This window comes from Dysgonomonas sp. GY75 (assembly GCF_015234155.1).
GTDB classification, from domain to species: domain Bacteria; phylum Bacteroidota; class Bacteroidia; order Bacteroidales; family Dysgonomonadaceae; genus Dysgonomonas; species Dysgonomonas gadei.
In genome coordinates this window covers 69,639-85,685 of sequence record NZ_JADCLQ010000030.1, presented here as the reverse complement: position 1 = coordinate 85,685, position 16,047 = coordinate 69,639, and the positions used below count along the sequence as shown (strand labels likewise).

Below are 16,047 nucleotides of genomic sequence, written 5' to 3'. Positions count from 1 at the left end.
TTTCGGAATCAAAATCAACAACTAAATGCTCTTTTTTATACCTTTGCCCTGATTATTAAAATTGACGATATATGGCATTCAATATTGCGGATATACTACCTATCATTATCATAGTGCTTACGGTGCTTACCAGTATAAAGGGGTTTAATGATATGGCCTTCTTCGACCGGTATAAATTTCAGGTGGGGGCTATATTGGGAAAATCGAAGCAGTGGGACAGGCTCTTGACTTCGGCAACATTGCATGGCGATTATATGCATCTCATTTTTAATATGATGACCTTGTATTTTTTCTCCAGTGTGATCATACAATCTCTGGGTATCTGGCAGTATCTGACAATTTATTTCTTATCCATCATAGGAGGGGGCTTATTGTCCTTGTGGGTTCACCGTAAAGAATATTATTATAGTGCTATCGGTGCTTCGGGCGGCGTTGTCGGTATCTTGTTTGCCGCCATAGCTTTATATCCGGATATGACGCTTGGGGTGATGTTTATTCTTCCCATGAAAGGATGGCTTTTCGGTATCCTCTATCTGGGTTATTCCATATACGGGATGCATACAAGACAAGGAAATATCGGACATGACGCCCATCTCGGAGGTGCTGCCATAGGACTTATCCTTGCAGTAGTTTTTGCGCCGGTAATACTTCAGATCCATACATTATATATCGGAATAATGATAATTCCGTTGATTGTTTTGGCATATCTTGTTTTAAGAAAGAAATAATTGTACATTTGCTATGTATTTTAACACAAACGGAATGGCAAATCGAAATGTCTTGGTCTGTAAAAACTATTTCGTTCATTGAACATAGCACTTATTACTTTGTTATTAAATTATACATATATTTTGTAAGTAAAAAGCAATAATAATGAGCAACGAGAAAGACCTTATACAGTACGACGAGGATGATGCGGTAAAGTTTATACAGAACTATCTTCCCCAGGAAATGAAAGGAAAGTATACGAACGATGAGATAAATTATATCATCGATATTGTGTATGACTTCTATGATGAAAAAGGATTTATGAATGATGAAACCGATGAAGAATCGGTTGTAGATATCGATGAAGATGAAATTGTCGCCTATGTACTGAAATATACAAAGAAGGACAAAGTGAATAATTTCTCAGAAGATGAAATCGCCTTTATCATACAGGGTGAACTTGCTTATTGCGACTCAATAGGAATATTTGAATAGAGAAAATATCACAAACAAAAAGTATACAAATAATAATTAAAATTTTATCAATTATGAAACAATTTTCAATTCTTGCAGCAATATTTATGAGTTGCGCAGTTATATTTTCTAGCTGTGGAGCTAGTGATACAGTAAAAGGCGGTGGTATAGGAGCAGGAGCAGGCGGTGCTCTTGGCGCAGGTATCGGAGCCATTATCGGTGGTGGTAAAGGAGCTGCATGGGGTGCCGGTATCGGAGCTGTAGTCGGAGGTACTGCAGGTGCTGTTATCGGAAACAAAATGGATAAACAAAAGAAAGAATTGGAACAGATCAATGGTGCTCAGGTTGAGTCTATCAATGACGGGCAAGCTATCAAAGTTACTTTCGAATCAGGTATCTTGTTTGCTACTAACTCAAGCACACTGAATTCTGCTTCCCAAAGTGCACTGACAAGCTTTGCTACTTCTTTGAATAATAATCCTGATACAGATGTTCAGATATATGGGCATACAGACAATACAGGCTCTGATGCTATCAATAATCCATTGTCTGAAAAACGTGCACAATCGGTTTATAACTTCCTTCAAACTAAAGGAGTGTCTGGTAGCCGTATGGTATCTCAAGGTTTCGGTTCTACCCAGCCTGTTGCTGATAATAGTACTGTTGCAGGAAGAAGCCAAAATCGCCGTGTTGAAATCTATATTCTTCCTAATGAGAAGATGATTAAAGACGCTGAACAAGGTAAATAATAGCTTTGTAAATAACAATAGAAATGAAGGCTGTTCTTGACGAACAGTCTTCTTTTTTGTATAGATGAATTTCATATGCGCAGAAGAAATGGCGAACTTTTTTAACATTCCGGATGTTATATAAATGATCGCTTTGGTAAAAGCAGTAGACTACAGGAGATTTCAAATATCACAATATTAACAAGTAAATATAAGAAATTATGGGATTTATATGGTCAATCATAATAGGTATATTAGCCGGATTTATCGCCGGTAAAATAATGAAGGGTAGTGGTTTTGGTCTTATCCTTAACCTCATAGTCGGAGTAGTCGGAGGTTTACTCGGCGGATGGATATTTACGTTACTCGGTCTGGGTGTAAATGGTATTATAGGTAATCTGGTTATGTCCACAATTGGTGCCGTTGTGCTGCTTTGGATAATATCCCTGTTTAGCCGTAAGAAAGAATAGAATTACTAATTGATAAAATAGAATAATTATGAAGAAAGTATTGATAGGAGCAGCCTTGGGGGCTGTAGCAATTTACGCAGTCAGCAGACTGTATAAGCAAGGTAAATTAGACGGTTTTTGTGACGATATGAATAAATTTGCCAGCAAAGCAAAACGCAACCTGAAAAATGTAGCCGATGTAGGCAAGAATCAGGTAGAATACATCAAAGACCGTGTTGAATATGAGTTGAATAACGGAAAAGAGAGTAAATAATATACAGATAAGAAAATATAAGAATGGGTAGCTTAGTCATTACCCATTCTTATTATATCTAGAGGATGTTATTTCATCTCTGCCTCCTGTTTCTCTTTCAAGTGTTCTCCTAAGAATTTCTCCATAGCACGATAGAAATCGAATCTGTTCTCCTCGTTATGAAATCCGTGCCCTTCATTATCCTTTACCATGTATTCGGTTTCTATTCCTCGTTTTTTCAGAGCTGCCACCATTTGGTCCGATTCATCTTTATTTACACGCGGATCGTTTGCACCCTGCGCTATAAATAGTGGAGCTTTTATCTTATCTACATGAAATACCGGAGAAGAACCGGCTAACAGAAGGCTGTCCTTTTTCGGATCACCTACCATTTCATACATCATATCCAACATCGGTTTCCAGTATGGAGGTATCGTATTTAGGAATGTGAATAGGTTCGATACACCTACATAGTCCACTCCGCAAGTGTAGAGATCGGGGGTGAATGTAAGGCCAGCTAAAGTAGCGTATCCTCCATAGCTTCCTCCGTATATGGCTATTTTATCAGGATTGGCTATCCCTTTTGCCTTCAGCCATTCCACACCGTCTGTAATGTCGTCCTGCATTGTTTTTCCCCATTGCTTAAATGATATTTCCCAGAACTTCTTGCCGAATCCGGTAGAACCCCGGAAATTCATCTGGAACACGGCATAACCCCTGTTTGCCAGAAACTGTATCTCAGGATTGAATCCCCATCCGTCACGGGCCCAAGGGCCTCCATGCGGGTTAACCACTACAGGCAGGCTTTTCGCAGTCTCCATGGTATATCCTTTCGGGAGTGTCAGGTATCCTTCTATTTCCAGACCATCACGTGTTTTATATGTGACACAGTTCATTGTCGCCATGTTGTTTTCATCCAGCCACGGGTAAATATCGGCGATATGTGTCAACACGTCTTTTTCCACATCATAGACATAATAAGCTCCCGGAGTCTTGTCATTGTACGTGCGGACAATCAGCATATTTTCTTCTTTGTTCTGACTATTAATGCCAAACGGCCTGTTTGCTACCTTAGAGGAAATCTTATCGTATATGCCCTTCAATTTATCATCAAAGAAATGACGTTTTATGCCATCATGTCCCTGATAAGCAACCAACTGCAACTTCTTGTCCTTTAGAGAATATGATGCTCCGGATATATCGTATTTATCATTTTCATAGAGCTTTTCATCTTCTTTCATTGTCTGAGGATCGAATATGATCAATGCATCTTTGTCCCTGCCTATATTCGATGTTGCATACAGTTTCTGATTATCAGATGTAAAGAAATAAGGATTGAGGGTTTCTTTAAAACTCGTGGTTATAAGGACTTTGAAAGCGTCCTCTTCTTTATCTCTGTACAGAAGGCTCTGATTTACTCCATCAATAGCAGTGGCGACACGCAGTTTGCCGTCATGGTCTGTCATCCATCCCTGAATATTTCCCGGATTTTCAGCGAGCATTGTCAACTCTCCGGTCTCAATATTCAAACGGTAAGGATCGAATATCTGAGGATTTCTTTTATTCAGCCCGATAATGACTTCACTGTCTATCTCAGGCAGGTCGTCAATGATTTGAGTACGCACTTTTTCGAATGCAGTAAGTGGCAGTGGATTACTGCCGTCTATATTAACGCCATAAAGCTGATAATTTTCGTCACCTCCGGTATCTTTCAGAAATAGGATGCGATTATTATTACCCCACAAATATCCGGCAATATCCCTCTCTGTTTCCGAGGTAATTCTTACGGCTGAATCTTGCCCTATTTTCTGCACATAGATATTCATCCTTTTTTCGTAAGGTGCGGTATAAGAAAAGTATTTTCCATCAGGAGAAATCTGATATGAAGCCTTTTCAGGGTTTCTGAAAAAATCTTCTAAGGGTAATATTGGAGCGGGTACCGGAGCCTTGTTGCATGATGTTGCCAGCCCAAGTGTTAAACAAAATAAAGTGATAATGCTTAATGTGAATGATTTCCTTTTCATAGTTTAAATGGTTTTATTACTACTATAAGTACTTGTCGTACAAATGTATTAAAAAATCACAAGAATACTTTTTTTATTAAAAAAAGTTGCTCCGTTAGATTTTTAGGCAATCAATATATTTCCTCATAAATGGGAGAAATCCGGTCGATTAGCAAATCAACCGGATTTCTTATATCCACATCTTTAGTTATTGAAACTCAACTCCCCATCCTTCATATCTATTATGATGGGATTCTCCTTATCTACTGTTCCGGCGAGCAGTTGTCTCGATAGTGTATCCAGTACAGTACGCTGTATAACACGTTTCACCGGACGTGCCCCGAATTCAGGATCATAACCCATTTGCGCTATCCCGGCAATAGCTTCTTCTGTAAATTCCAGTTTCACCCCGTTGCCTTTCAGCATTTTTACTATGCTTTCGAGCTGTATGCGGACAACCTGTTCTATCTGTGCCAGATTTAATGGTTCGAACATAACTGTCTCATCGATACGGTTCAGGAATTCGGGACGCATATTCACTTTCAGCATATCCAACACTTCGCGTTTGGTTTTCTCCACCACTTCGTTGTGGTTCTTTGGTGTTATTCCCGCAAAGTTTTCCCGGATCAATGGAGAACCCATATTGGACGTCATAATGATGATTGTATTTTTGAAGTTTACCACACGCCCTTTATTATCGGTCAGGCGTCCGTCGTCCAATACCTGCAATAAGATATTGAAAACATCGGGATGCGCCTTTTCTATTTCATCGAATAAGACTACCGAATACGGCTTACGGCGGATAGCTTCAGTCAATTGTCCCCCTTCGTCATAACCGACATATCCCGGAGGTGCCCCGATAAGCCGGGTAGCACTGAATTTTTCCTGATACTCGCTCATGTCGATACGGGTCATCATATTCTCGTCATCGAACAGGAATTCGGCGAGGGCTTTCGCCAGCTCGGTCTTACCGACACCTGTCGTACCCAGAAATATAAACGAGCCTATGGGACGTTTGGGGTCTTGCAGTCCTGCACGGCTACGGCGTATCGCATTCGATACGGCAGAAATAGCTTCATCCTGCCCCACGACACGCCTGTGCAATTCCACTTCGAGGTTCAGTAATTTCTCCCGTTCGCTTTGCAGCATCTTGTTGACAGGGATGCCTGTCCAGCGGGAAACCACATCAGCAATATCGTATGAATCGACTTCCTCTTTTATCATTGCCTGATTTCCCTGCATTTCATGCAGTTGTCCTTGCAGTTTGCCTATACCATCTTCCAATTCTTTCAATTTACCGTAACGGAGTTCGGCAACCTTTCCGTAATCGCCTTCGCGCTCGGCCTTTTCCGCTTCGAATTTGGTATTTTCTATCTCTATCTTATTCTGCTGGATCTTATTGATAACTTCTCTTTCCGATTGCCATTTGGCTTTCAGGTCTTTTTCCTCATCTTTCAGCCGGCTTATTTCTTTCGATAGCTCTTGTTCCTTCAGCTTGTCATTCTCGCGGCGTATAGCTTCACGTTCGATTTCGAGTTGTTTGATACGACGGCTCTTTTCGTCCAGTTCTTCCGGTACGGAATCCACTTCCATACGCAATTTTGCCGCAGCCTCGTCCATCAGGTCGATAGCCTTATCGGGCAAAAAGCGGTCGGATATATAGCGGCTCGACAGTTGCACAGCAGCAATAATAGCTTCGTCTTTGATACGCACCTTATGGTGATTTTCATATTTTTCTTTCAGTCCCCGCAGGATGGAGATTGCATCGGCCTCGCTCGGTTCATCCACCATTACAGTCTGAAAACGGCGTTCCAAAGCCTTGTCCTTTTCAAAATATTTCTGATATTCGTCAAGTGTAGTCGCGCCTATCGAACGTAACTCTCCTCTTGCCAATGCCGGCTTAAGGATATTAGCTGCATCCATCGCTCCCTCACTTTTACCTGCGCCTACCAATGTATGTATCTCGTCGATAAATAAGATAATCTCTCCTTCCGACTTGGTAACTTCATTCACTACAGATTTCAGCCGTTCTTCAAATTCGCCTTTATATTTTGCCCCTGCAATCAGCGCGCCCATATCCAGAGAATAAATCTGTTTGCTTTTCAGGTTTTCAGGAACATCACCCCGTACAATACGATGCGCAAGCCCCTCGGCAATAGCAGTTTTACCCGTACCCGGTTCGCCTATCAGTATAGGATTGTTCTTGGTGCGGCGGCTAAGTATCTGCAACACACGGCGTATCTCATCATCGCGGCCGATAACGGGGTCCAGCTTTCCGTCCTTGGCTCTTTGAGTCAGGTTTATAGCATATTTTTCCAGTGACTGATAAGTATCTTCGGCAGTCTGGCTGGTTACATTCGTGCCTTTACGTAGTTCATTGATGGCCGGTTGCAGTTCCTTTTCGGATATACCTGCATCTTTGAGCATCTGCGCCGCCGTGCTTTTGCCTGATAATACACCTAACAATATATGCTCGAGGGAAACATACTGATCACCCATCTTTTTTGCATATTCGGCAGCTTTTTCCAGTGCAACATTACTTTCGCGGCTGAGGAACGCTTCACCTCCTCCCGAAACCTTCGGAAGGGAATCGATCTCCTTGCTTAATATATTCGTCAAATGACCGGGATTTGCTCCCAGTTTCTGAAAGAGGAAATTCACGACATTCTCCCCGGTCATGATTACTCCCATAAGTATGTGTGCCGGTTCTATAGACTGTTGGCCTTTTTCTTTTGTTATCTCAATGGCTTTTTGTATCGCCTCCTGAGATTTGATTGTAAAATTATTGAAATTCATATGTTTAGTTTTTCTGTTTGCTTGTATTTTATATAACTATTGTCTGTTTACACTTGTTCAAAATATTTGCCAATCTGATATTTTTGACAAAATGTCAGTTTATTCGTCATTTTTAGTCTAACACGAATGGGACTCTAAAACTTGACAAACTTGACACTTTTTACATGTTTTTCATCCTGTCACTCTTCTGAAAACTCCGTGCTACTCCTTTTTGGCTCCGCCGACCGCTGGTTCTCCGTGTTTAAAAATAAAAGGTAACAAAGGTAACACATATTTCAGCTTTTAGCTGATAGCTATCAGCCGTTAGCTTAGGCTATCGCACAAGAGACTTTAGGGTAAACATAAATACAGTTCTTTCAACTTTGTACTCATTACTTAAAACTTATTACTTGTTAAAAGGTAACAAAGGTTACACTATTTCACTTATTTGCTAATATGCTAATTTTAACTACACTTTGTTTCGTTGAACGATGTTTCAAATTTGCTAATTAATTATTTCAAAGAACTCTTTTTCTTGTAAACTAGTAAACCGATAACTAGTATACTTCAAAATACATAGATAAACTTCTTTCAAAATACGACTTGTTTCTCCAATAATTTTCGTTAAGTTTGCATGTCACTGTTAGGGGTGTTCTTTTCCTGAAAGAGCTGAGATTAAACCCTTGAACCTGATGTGCTGTAATGGGCATCGTAGGAAAACGGTCGTGTTTTAGATTTTTAGTTATAATAAACATACATCTATAAGCCGTTTCGTACTATTCGAAGCGGCTTTTTATTTTTAATATTATCTGGGTATGATTGATATTCAAAATTTAGTGAGGGATTTAAATATTGTCAGAAGCAAGTCCCCTTTAATTCATAACATCACAAATTATGTGGTGATGAACAATACTGCCAATGGGCTGCTGGCTGTTGGGGCATCCCCTGTTATGGCGCATTCGCTCGAAGAAGTCGCCGAAATGGCGAGTATAGCATCTGCATTAGTAATAAATATCGGAACTCTTGAACCTCAGTGGGTGGAAGCTATGCTAATAGCGGGTAAAACCGCTCTGGCTAAAAATACTCCGATCGTTTTCGATCCGGTAGGGGCAGGGGCAACCACTTACAGGACAAAAGTGTGCAAACAGATAATTGAAGAGTGTAAGCCTTCCATTATAAGGGGGAATGCATCCGAAATAATGGCCTTATGGAATGCGAATGTACAGACTAAAGGTGTCGATAGCACCGATTCTTCTGATTCGGCTCTCGATCCTGCTAAGGCACTGGCAAGGCAAACAGGCGCAGTGGTAGTTGTCAGTGGGCAGACTGATTATATTACCAATGGAGAGAATACCTGCACCGTAGAGAATGGCCATCCGATGATGGCACGTGTGACGGGTATGGGGTGCACGGCTACGGCAGTTGTTGCAGCCTTTGCTGCAGTCAATGGTGATATGCTGGAAGCGGCTACGCATGGTATGGCTGTTATGGGTATTGCCGGAGAAATTGCCGCCCACAAGTCTTCTGGAAACGGAAGTTTACAAGTTAATTTTCTGGACGAACTTTACAATCTGGATGAAGCGGTAATAAAGGATACTATAAAGCAAATAAAATAAGATGGCGGCATTCGATTTGAGCCTGTATCTGGTTACAGACCGTTCGCTTTCGCTTGGACGACCATTGGAAACGGTTGTAGAGGAAGCCGTGAGAGGTGGGGTGACGATGGTACAACTGAGGGAAAAGGATGCTTCTACGCTGGATTTTTATAATCTGGCAATGAAGTTGAAATCCATACTGAAATCTTACAATGTACCACTTATTATAAACGACAGGCTCGATATTGCATTGGCCTGCGATGCCGGAGGGCTACACATCGGACAAAGTGATATGCCCTACTCAGTTGCCCGCAAGCTACTTGGTAAAGATAAGATTATTGGCCTTTCTGTTGAAAGTATTCAAGATGCGATAGATGCTAATAATCTCGATGTAGACTATATAGGCATTTCGCCTGTATTCGGTACGCAGACTAAAACAGACACAGCGCCAGCTTTAGGATTGGAGGGAATAGGTGAAATAACCCGCATATCCGGACATCCCAGTGTGGGAATAGGAGGAATCAACCTGACGAATGCGCAGGATATAATACAGGCAGGTGCAGATGGAATATCGGTGGTATCGGCTATTATGTCGGCTCCTGATCCGCAGCAATCTGCCCGTCAGCTAAAAGAAATCATAAACAAATCAAAAAATAGATAGCTATGAAATGGAGTGAACAGGCATGGAACGCAGCAAAACCGATATATAATAAAATACTGGAACAACCCTTTATTCAGGGATTGATAGATGGTACGCTCGACAGGGAAAAATTCATCTTCTACATTCAGCAGGATGCCCTATATCTTGCCGAATATGGCAAGGTATTGACCGGAATAGCTTCAAAGCTCAGTAACCCCGAGCATATAGAGGCTTTTATCCACTTTGCCGGAGATAGTATAGCGGTAGAAAAAGCATTGCACGAAACTTTTGTCAGTAAAATATCTTCCACATCCAAACCTGAACCATCTCCGGGTTGTTTATTATATACTTCATTTCTTTTGAGGCAACTGGCAAGCGCTCCTGTGGAGGTAATTGCTGCGGCTGTATTGCCTTGCTTCTGGATTTACAAAGAGGTGGGAGATTATATTCTCGAACATCAGGTAACAGGTGAAAACCCTTATCAGGAATGGATAAATACATATGGCGGCGAAGAATTCGAACTGTCGGTAAAAACTGCCATTTCCATTTGCGACGAACTTGCAGATAAATGTACCCTGCAACAACAGCAGGCGATGACCGATGCATATGTCATGTGTTCCAGAATGGAATGGATATTCTGGGATAGCGCATGGCGATTGGAAAAATGGGCGGTATAGTATATAATGGAAAGTTGAGAATGGAAAATTGAAAGTTATTGTATTCCGTTTTCAATTCTCAACTTTCAACTTTCAATTAAAATATGAAACACTATAAAACAGCACTTACCATTGCGGGAAGTGATCCCAGCGGGGGAGCAGGGATACAGGCCGACCTGAAAACTTTTTCGGCCTGCGGTTGCTACGGAGCAACGGTCATTGTGGCCGTAGTAGATGAAAATACAATAGGTGTAACGGATGTGCATCCTATCCCCGTTCCGTTTGTATCGGGACAGATAAAATCGGTGTTGGATGATATCGGCGCCGATGCGATAAAGATCGGAATGCTCCATTCTTCGGAGCTTATACTGGCTGTAAAGGATACGTTGTCACGATATAATATAAAGAACATTGTCCTCGACCCTGTGATGGTTGCCACATCCGGTGATAAACTCTTGCAGGATGAGGCGATTGAAACATTGAAAAGCGAGCTCATCCCTTTTGTCAGGGTTATAACCCCGAATATTCCCGAAGCCGAGATATTGTTGGGCAAAAAGATTCGAAGTCAGGAGGAGTTGCCAAAAGTTATTAAAGATCTTTCGTTTGGGAACAAAGTATCCGTACTGCTGAAAGCAGGACATCTGACCGAGGATAAACTGACCGATGTATTCTATAACGCCGAAACCGATGAAATAATAGAACTGAGTTCGCAACGTATCCATACAAAAAATACGCATGGGACGGGTTGTACATTCTCTTCTGCCATAGCTGCGTATCTCGCACATAGACTGCCTCTTAACGATGCTATAAGACAGGCTAAAGATTATATGAATAAAGCTATCACTATCGGTGCCGGATATGAAATAGGGAAGGGGCACGGCCCTGTGCATCATTTCTTCGATTTCTGGGAATAGAAAGTGTCTGCCATATTTATGGTATTTAGGATTATATTTCATCACATTGTAATGAATATTCCATAAGTCTTTTTTACCTTTGAACTTTAATTTTCAAATGTCATAAACTGATGGCTCAAAACGACTCTCAAAACAAGAAATTTTCTACCCGCATTATCAGCGAAAAGTTTAATAAACAGGATGTACACGGTGCTATAGCGATGCCTATATACCGTAATGCAGCCTTCGAATTTTCCGATTCGGAAAGTATTGCCGCCGCATTCCAGTATAAAGAGGAGGTGGCATCCCATACCTATACCCGGATAACGAACCCTTCGGTTGAGAATTTTGAACGTAAAATAAAGGCAGCATCGGGTGCTGAAAATGTAATGGTGGTAGCTTCCGGTATGGCAGCTATATCCAATACATTTCTTACAATAGCTTATGCGGGAAGCAATATTGTGACTTCTCCACACCTGTTTGGAAATACTTTTTCGTTGTTTAAGTTTACGCTTGCGGCTTTCGGAGTTGAAGTGCGTTTTGTGAATACAGATAATATTGAAGAAATAGCCTCGGCGATTGATGAAAATACCTGTGCTTTCTTCTGTGAATTGATAACAAATCCCCATTTGGAAATAGCCAATCTGCCCGAAATATCGAAGGTGTTGAAGGTGGGTAATGTGCCGATGATTGTAGATACTACTATCATTCCGTGGTGTGGTTTCGATGCCCGCAAAGCCGGAGTGGATATCGAAGTGGTATCGACTACGAAATATATATCAGGCGGTGCAACTACAATTGGTGGTGCTATTCTCGACTATGGTACTTTCAATTGGGCAGAGAATAAGCGATTGGCTACAGTAGCCCGTCAAGACGGAACATCGCAGTTCTCATTCAAACTGAAACGTGAGATTGCACGTAATATAGGTGCGGCTATGGATCCCGAGGCTTCTTACTTGCAGGCGTTGGGAATGGAATCGTTGCAGTTGCGTTACGAAAGAATGTCTGCTTCGGCATACGAACTGGCACAATTCCTTGCTAGCCGGAAAGAAGTTGTAAAAGTGGGTTATCCAAAATTGGAAAGCTCTCCTTATAAAAAAATATCAGATACGCTATTTCGTGGTAATCCCGGCGCTATGCTCACTTTCAGCCTGGAGAGCAAAAAGGCGTGCTATAAATTTATGGACAGGCTACAGGTTATCCGTCGTGCAACAAACTTGTTTGATAATAAAACATTGATAATTCATCCCGAGTCCACAATCTATGGGACATTTTCGCCTGAACTGAAAGTAGTGATGGGAATAGAAGATAATCTGATGCGTCTGTCTGTCGGATTGGAAGATATCTCAGATTTGCAGGCTGATATAATACAGGCACTGAATGATTTGAATTAATATCCAATCGTATCAGATGTTTTGGGTGAGGCAGTATAATCAAAATAAATTTTACTACTGCTTCCACTATTAAAAACGTTCATTAATTTACATTAATTGTAAAATATTAGTTACTTCTTTCAAAGAAAAGTAGTACTTTTGTCCTCTAAACAAACAAAATAGCTGAATTCGGCGCTAAATAGCTGATAAAAATGAAGATACTGATAATAAACGGGCCAAATTTGAATTTGTTGGGTAAAAGGGAACCGGATGTTTACGGGAATACTTCTTTCGAAACATACTTCTCCCAGTTGCAACAAACCTATACGGACTGCGAACTATCATATTTCCAATCTAATCACGAAGGAGCGCTGATTGATAAAATACATGAGATGGGTTTTTCATTTGATGGAATCGTCTTAAATGCAGGAGCCTATACGCATACATCTGTTGCCCTTCATGATGCTATCAAAGCTGTGAATACGCCAGTCGTGGAGGTGCATATATCCAATATCCACACACGGGAAGAATTCCGGCACAAATCAATGATTGCGGCAGCATGCAAAGGATCAGTAGTCGGCTTGGGGCTATTTTCATACGAACTTGCAATAGACTTTTTTCGAAAGACAAAAAAGGCCTGAGAAGATTAGAATAAAAAAAGAACTATATACATTAATTAAATTGCATTTATGACTCAGAAGAAAACGAAAATTGTAGCTACAATTTCAGACATGCGTTGTGATGTTGATTTCATCAAGTCGTTGTATGACGCAGGAATCAACGTTGTTAGAATGAATTCAGCCCACATGACAGAAGAAGGCTTTATTCAAGTAATGACAAATGTACGCGCAGTATCTCCTTACATTGGTATCATGATGGATACTAAAGGTCCGGAAATACGTACAGCTAAAAATGCGTCAGGAGAAAAAATCATTGTAAAAACAGGCGATAAAGTTAAAGTTGTCGGAGATTTGAATTTCCTTTCCACACAAGAGCAAATTGGTGTTTCTTATCCAAGTATCGTACAGGATGTGCCTGTAGGTAGCACGCTTCTCGTTGATGATGGTGAAACTGCAATGAAAGTTATTGACAAAACAGCTGATTACCTGCTATGCGAAATCCAGAATGATGGAACTATCGGTAACCGTAAGAGTGTAAACATACCGGGTGTTAGCGTAAATCTTCCTTCTATCACAGCAAAAGATAAAAGAAGTATCGAGATCGCGATCGAAAATAAAGCGGATTTCATCGCTCACTCATTCGTAAGAAACAAACAAGACGTTTTGGATGTACAGAAAATCCTTGACGAATATAACAGCCCTATCAAGATTATCGCTAAAATCGAAAATCAGGAAGGTGTTGACAATATCGACGAAATTTTCGAAACAGCATACGGTGTGATGGTTGCGCGTGGAGACCTTGGTATTGAAGTACCACAGGAAAAAATTCCGGCAATCCAGCGTTTGCTTATCCGTAAGTCTATCGAATACAAGAAACCGGTTATCGTAGCAACTCAGATGTTGCACACAATGATCGAGAATCCACGTCCTACACGCGCCGAAGTAACAGATATCGCGAATGCGGTATACTACGGAACTGATGCTGTGATGTTGAGTGGTGAAACAGCTTACGGTAAATATCCATTGGAAGCTGTTCGTACAATGGCACAGATTTGTGCTACTACAGAGCAATCTAAACTGGACGAAAAAGTTATTCCTGTTCCGTTTAAAGATGAGGAATATGATACTACATCATTCCTTGCAAAACAAGCTGTGAAAGCTGCAACTCAACTGGGTCTGGCTGCTATTATCACAGATAGCTATACTGGGCGTACAGCTCGTACAATTGCAGCATTCCGCAGTAAGTGTCCTGTTTATGCTGTTTGCTGTAGTAACGAAGTTGCCCGTCAACTTTCAGTATGCTACGGAATACAGGCAAGTTATCAGGAATCGACAGGATTTACAACTCACCAGCATAAGCAATATTTCCTGAAGGCTCTTAACTCTATGCTAGACAAAGGGCTGGTTAAGAAAGACGATCAGGTTGCTTACCTTAGTGGTTCATTCGGAGAAGGCAAAGGAACATCTTTCCTTGAAATCAATGGCGTTGGCCGTGTAGTAGATGCAGGTGATGCTTTTGAGGTACCTGTAGACTAAGGTGTAAGAGTTGTAAGTGATACGTTATGAAAATAAGTTTTGATTTATCACTTTACGAAAATAGAAAAAGGATGCTTAGATAAGCATCCTTTTTTATTTTATATTCGTTTTCTAATTTATATTTATTACATCTACAGGTTGTTGCATTATGATATCCATTGGCACTGCTTTATATTGGATATTGGAAAAATCAATAGTGTTCAGGTCGATACTTCTGATAGCACTGTTATACATAGTGCGGAAGTAAATAATGCGGTGCTCCATGTCGGTAGCTGAAGTCCATTGTGTAGCGCTAGGTATATCGGAGGGCACTTCTCCTATTGGAAACTCTATTCCTATCGGTATATCAAAATTATTTAATATCTGAAAACACTGAAGAACAGTTGCCAGAGGGCTCTCTTGTTGTGGTGCTGAAGTCTGATAAAAAGCCGCACGGACAAACCGGGATGGAGACGTTATATCTCCGGGTATACCCAGAAAGCCGCTTCCTGCACCAAAAGATACTAATTCTGTGTTCCCCAGTTGTTTTGTAGGTGCTGTACCCGTAAATAGGTTAACATAATTATTGAGATTCGTCATATGCCATTCGAAACCCGGAGAATTTGTAAGGACTCCCAGCTTATTCTCGTAAAACAGGGGGGTACCATTTATAACTTCAAGTACAAGTTGACGCCCCGATGTATCGGTAAATCTCCAGTGGATAGTTGAGGCTCGTGGGTCAATACTCATAATGCATACTTTTTTTACCGCTTCTTTTACTTCGTCTACTGTTTTACATTCACCTAGCAGCCAGGATACGAGTTGTAGGTCAGCTATGCTCTTTTCTTTTTTTGCAGTATCATAGTTTTCATACTTTCCGTAATTTGGAAAATAGAATAGTCCGGCCGAAAGTCCCATTTCATTTAAGCCTTCGGCTACAAAATCCTTTTGTTCCACAGCCAGTCCCACATATCCATAACGGGACGTAAAAGACATGCCGCCAATTCCTCCGGCGATATATGATTGTTTGGTATACCCTCTGGGTACAATAACATACTGGCTGTTCAGATTACTTCCACCCCATTCTATAGTGCGTGCAACAATGGTGGTTCCTCCCTTGCTTTTCAAAGTTATACCGGTACATGATTCTGTTGGAAGTGGATAAATAAATGAAATGGCAATCGCCAGCAGTGTAGCAGATAGTTTTGATTTCATGTTAGTTGTTTTTATGATTAACAAATAATATATATAAAATTAACAAATGCCGTGGATGATAAGTTCAATAGTCAGTAAGTTATTTTCATGATATACATGCTATTATCAGGAAGGGGTATGAGGCGGTTTGTACCAGAGGTAGTTTTCTGA

15 protein-coding genes and 1 riboswitch are annotated in these 16,047 nt (G+C 40.9%); of the genes, 12 read left to right on the top strand and 3 right to left on the bottom strand.

What is annotated here, in order from left to right:
* Window positions 1-71: 71 nt before the first annotated feature.
* From IR083_RS11440 to IR083_RS11420, 5 genes are all read left to right on the top strand, one after another.
* A complete protein-coding gene (locus IR083_RS11440; RefSeq protein ID WP_006800177.1) occupies window positions 72-728 on the top strand; it encodes a rhomboid family intramembrane serine protease in 657 nt (218 codons plus the stop codon).
* Window positions 729-873: 145 nt separating this feature from the next.
* A complete protein-coding gene (locus IR083_RS11435) occupies window positions 874-1,203 on the top strand; it encodes a hypothetical protein (protein WP_006800176.1) in 330 nt (109 codons plus the stop codon).
* Between the two features lie 53 nt (window positions 1,204-1,256).
* Window positions 1,257-1,931, top strand: coding sequence for an OmpA family protein (locus IR083_RS11430; RefSeq protein WP_006800175.1), 675 nt, complete (start codon window positions 1,257-1,259; stop codon window positions 1,929-1,931).
* Between the two features lie 200 nt (window positions 1,932-2,131).
* Window positions 2,132-2,380 (top strand): GlsB/YeaQ/YmgE family stress response membrane protein, encoded by a 249-nt coding sequence (locus IR083_RS11425; RefSeq protein ID WP_006800174.1) that lies wholly within the window; start codon window positions 2,132-2,134, stop codon window positions 2,378-2,380.
* A 28-nt stretch (window positions 2,381-2,408) separates the two neighbouring features.
* Window positions 2,409-2,633: a hypothetical protein gene (locus IR083_RS11420; protein ID WP_006800173.1), complete on the top strand. Its 225-nt coding sequence runs from the start codon at window positions 2,409-2,411 to the stop codon at window positions 2,631-2,633.
* 68 nt (window positions 2,634-2,701) lie between these two features.
* Here the strand turns inward: IR083_RS11420 and IR083_RS11415 are convergent, their stop codons facing one another.
* Both IR083_RS11415 and clpB read right to left on the bottom strand, forming a co-directional pair.
* Complete coding sequence (locus IR083_RS11415; protein WP_194224430.1) at window positions 2,702-4,636, bottom strand: S9 family peptidase; 1,935 nt, start codon at window positions 4,634-4,636, stop codon at window positions 2,702-2,704.
* A gap of 183 nt (window positions 4,637-4,819) precedes the next feature.
* Window positions 4,820-7,411: an ATP-dependent chaperone ClpB gene (clpB, locus tag IR083_RS11410; RefSeq protein WP_194224429.1), complete on the bottom strand. Its 2,592-nt coding sequence runs from the start codon at window positions 7,409-7,411 to the stop codon at window positions 4,820-4,822.
* A 614-nt stretch (window positions 7,412-8,025) separates the two neighbouring features.
* A riboswitch (TPP riboswitch) is annotated at window positions 8,026-8,125 on the top strand.
* 80 nt (window positions 8,126-8,205) lie between these two features.
* Between clpB and thiM the strand changes: the two genes are divergently transcribed.
* From thiM to pyk, 7 genes are all read left to right on the top strand, one after another.
* A complete protein-coding gene (gene thiM, locus IR083_RS11405) occupies window positions 8,206-9,006 on the top strand; it encodes a hydroxyethylthiazole kinase (protein ID WP_194224428.1) in 801 nt (266 codons plus the stop codon).
* Between the two features lies 1 nt (window position 9,007).
* Window positions 9,008-9,646 carry a thiamine phosphate synthase gene (thiE, locus tag IR083_RS11400; protein ID WP_194224427.1) on the top strand — a complete coding sequence of 213 codons (639 nt, stop codon included), beginning with the start codon at window positions 9,008-9,010 and terminating at the stop codon, window positions 9,644-9,646.
* A gap of 2 nt (window positions 9,647-9,648) precedes the next feature.
* Window positions 9,649-10,302, top strand: a complete 654-nt coding sequence (gene tenA / locus IR083_RS11395; RefSeq protein ID WP_194224426.1) for a thiaminase II — start codon at window positions 9,649-9,651, stop codon at window positions 10,300-10,302.
* A gap of 83 nt (window positions 10,303-10,385) precedes the next feature.
* Complete coding sequence (thiD, locus tag IR083_RS11390; RefSeq protein ID WP_194224425.1) at window positions 10,386-11,195, top strand: bifunctional hydroxymethylpyrimidine kinase/phosphomethylpyrimidine kinase; 810 nt, start codon at window positions 10,386-10,388, stop codon at window positions 11,193-11,195.
* A 110-nt stretch (window positions 11,196-11,305) separates the two neighbouring features.
* Window positions 11,306-12,568, top strand: coding sequence for a PLP-dependent transferase (locus IR083_RS11385; RefSeq protein ID WP_006800166.1), 1,263 nt, complete (start codon window positions 11,306-11,308; stop codon window positions 12,566-12,568).
* Window positions 12,569-12,759: 191 nt separating this feature from the next.
* Window positions 12,760-13,188, top strand: a complete 429-nt coding sequence (gene aroQ, locus IR083_RS11380) for a type II 3-dehydroquinate dehydratase (RefSeq protein ID WP_006800165.1) — start codon at window positions 12,760-12,762, stop codon at window positions 13,186-13,188.
* 48 nt (window positions 13,189-13,236) lie between these two features.
* Window positions 13,237-14,703, top strand: coding sequence for a pyruvate kinase (gene pyk / locus IR083_RS11375; RefSeq protein ID WP_006800164.1), 1,467 nt, complete (start codon window positions 13,237-13,239; stop codon window positions 14,701-14,703).
* Window positions 14,704-14,814: 111 nt separating this feature from the next.
* On the opposite strand, the gene IR083_RS11370 is transcribed toward pyk, so the two are convergent.
* Entirely contained in the window at window positions 14,815-15,897 is a 1,083-nt protein-coding gene (locus tag IR083_RS11370) for a linear amide C-N hydrolase (RefSeq protein ID WP_194224424.1), read from the bottom strand.
* Window positions 15,898-16,047 lie beyond the last annotated feature (150 nt).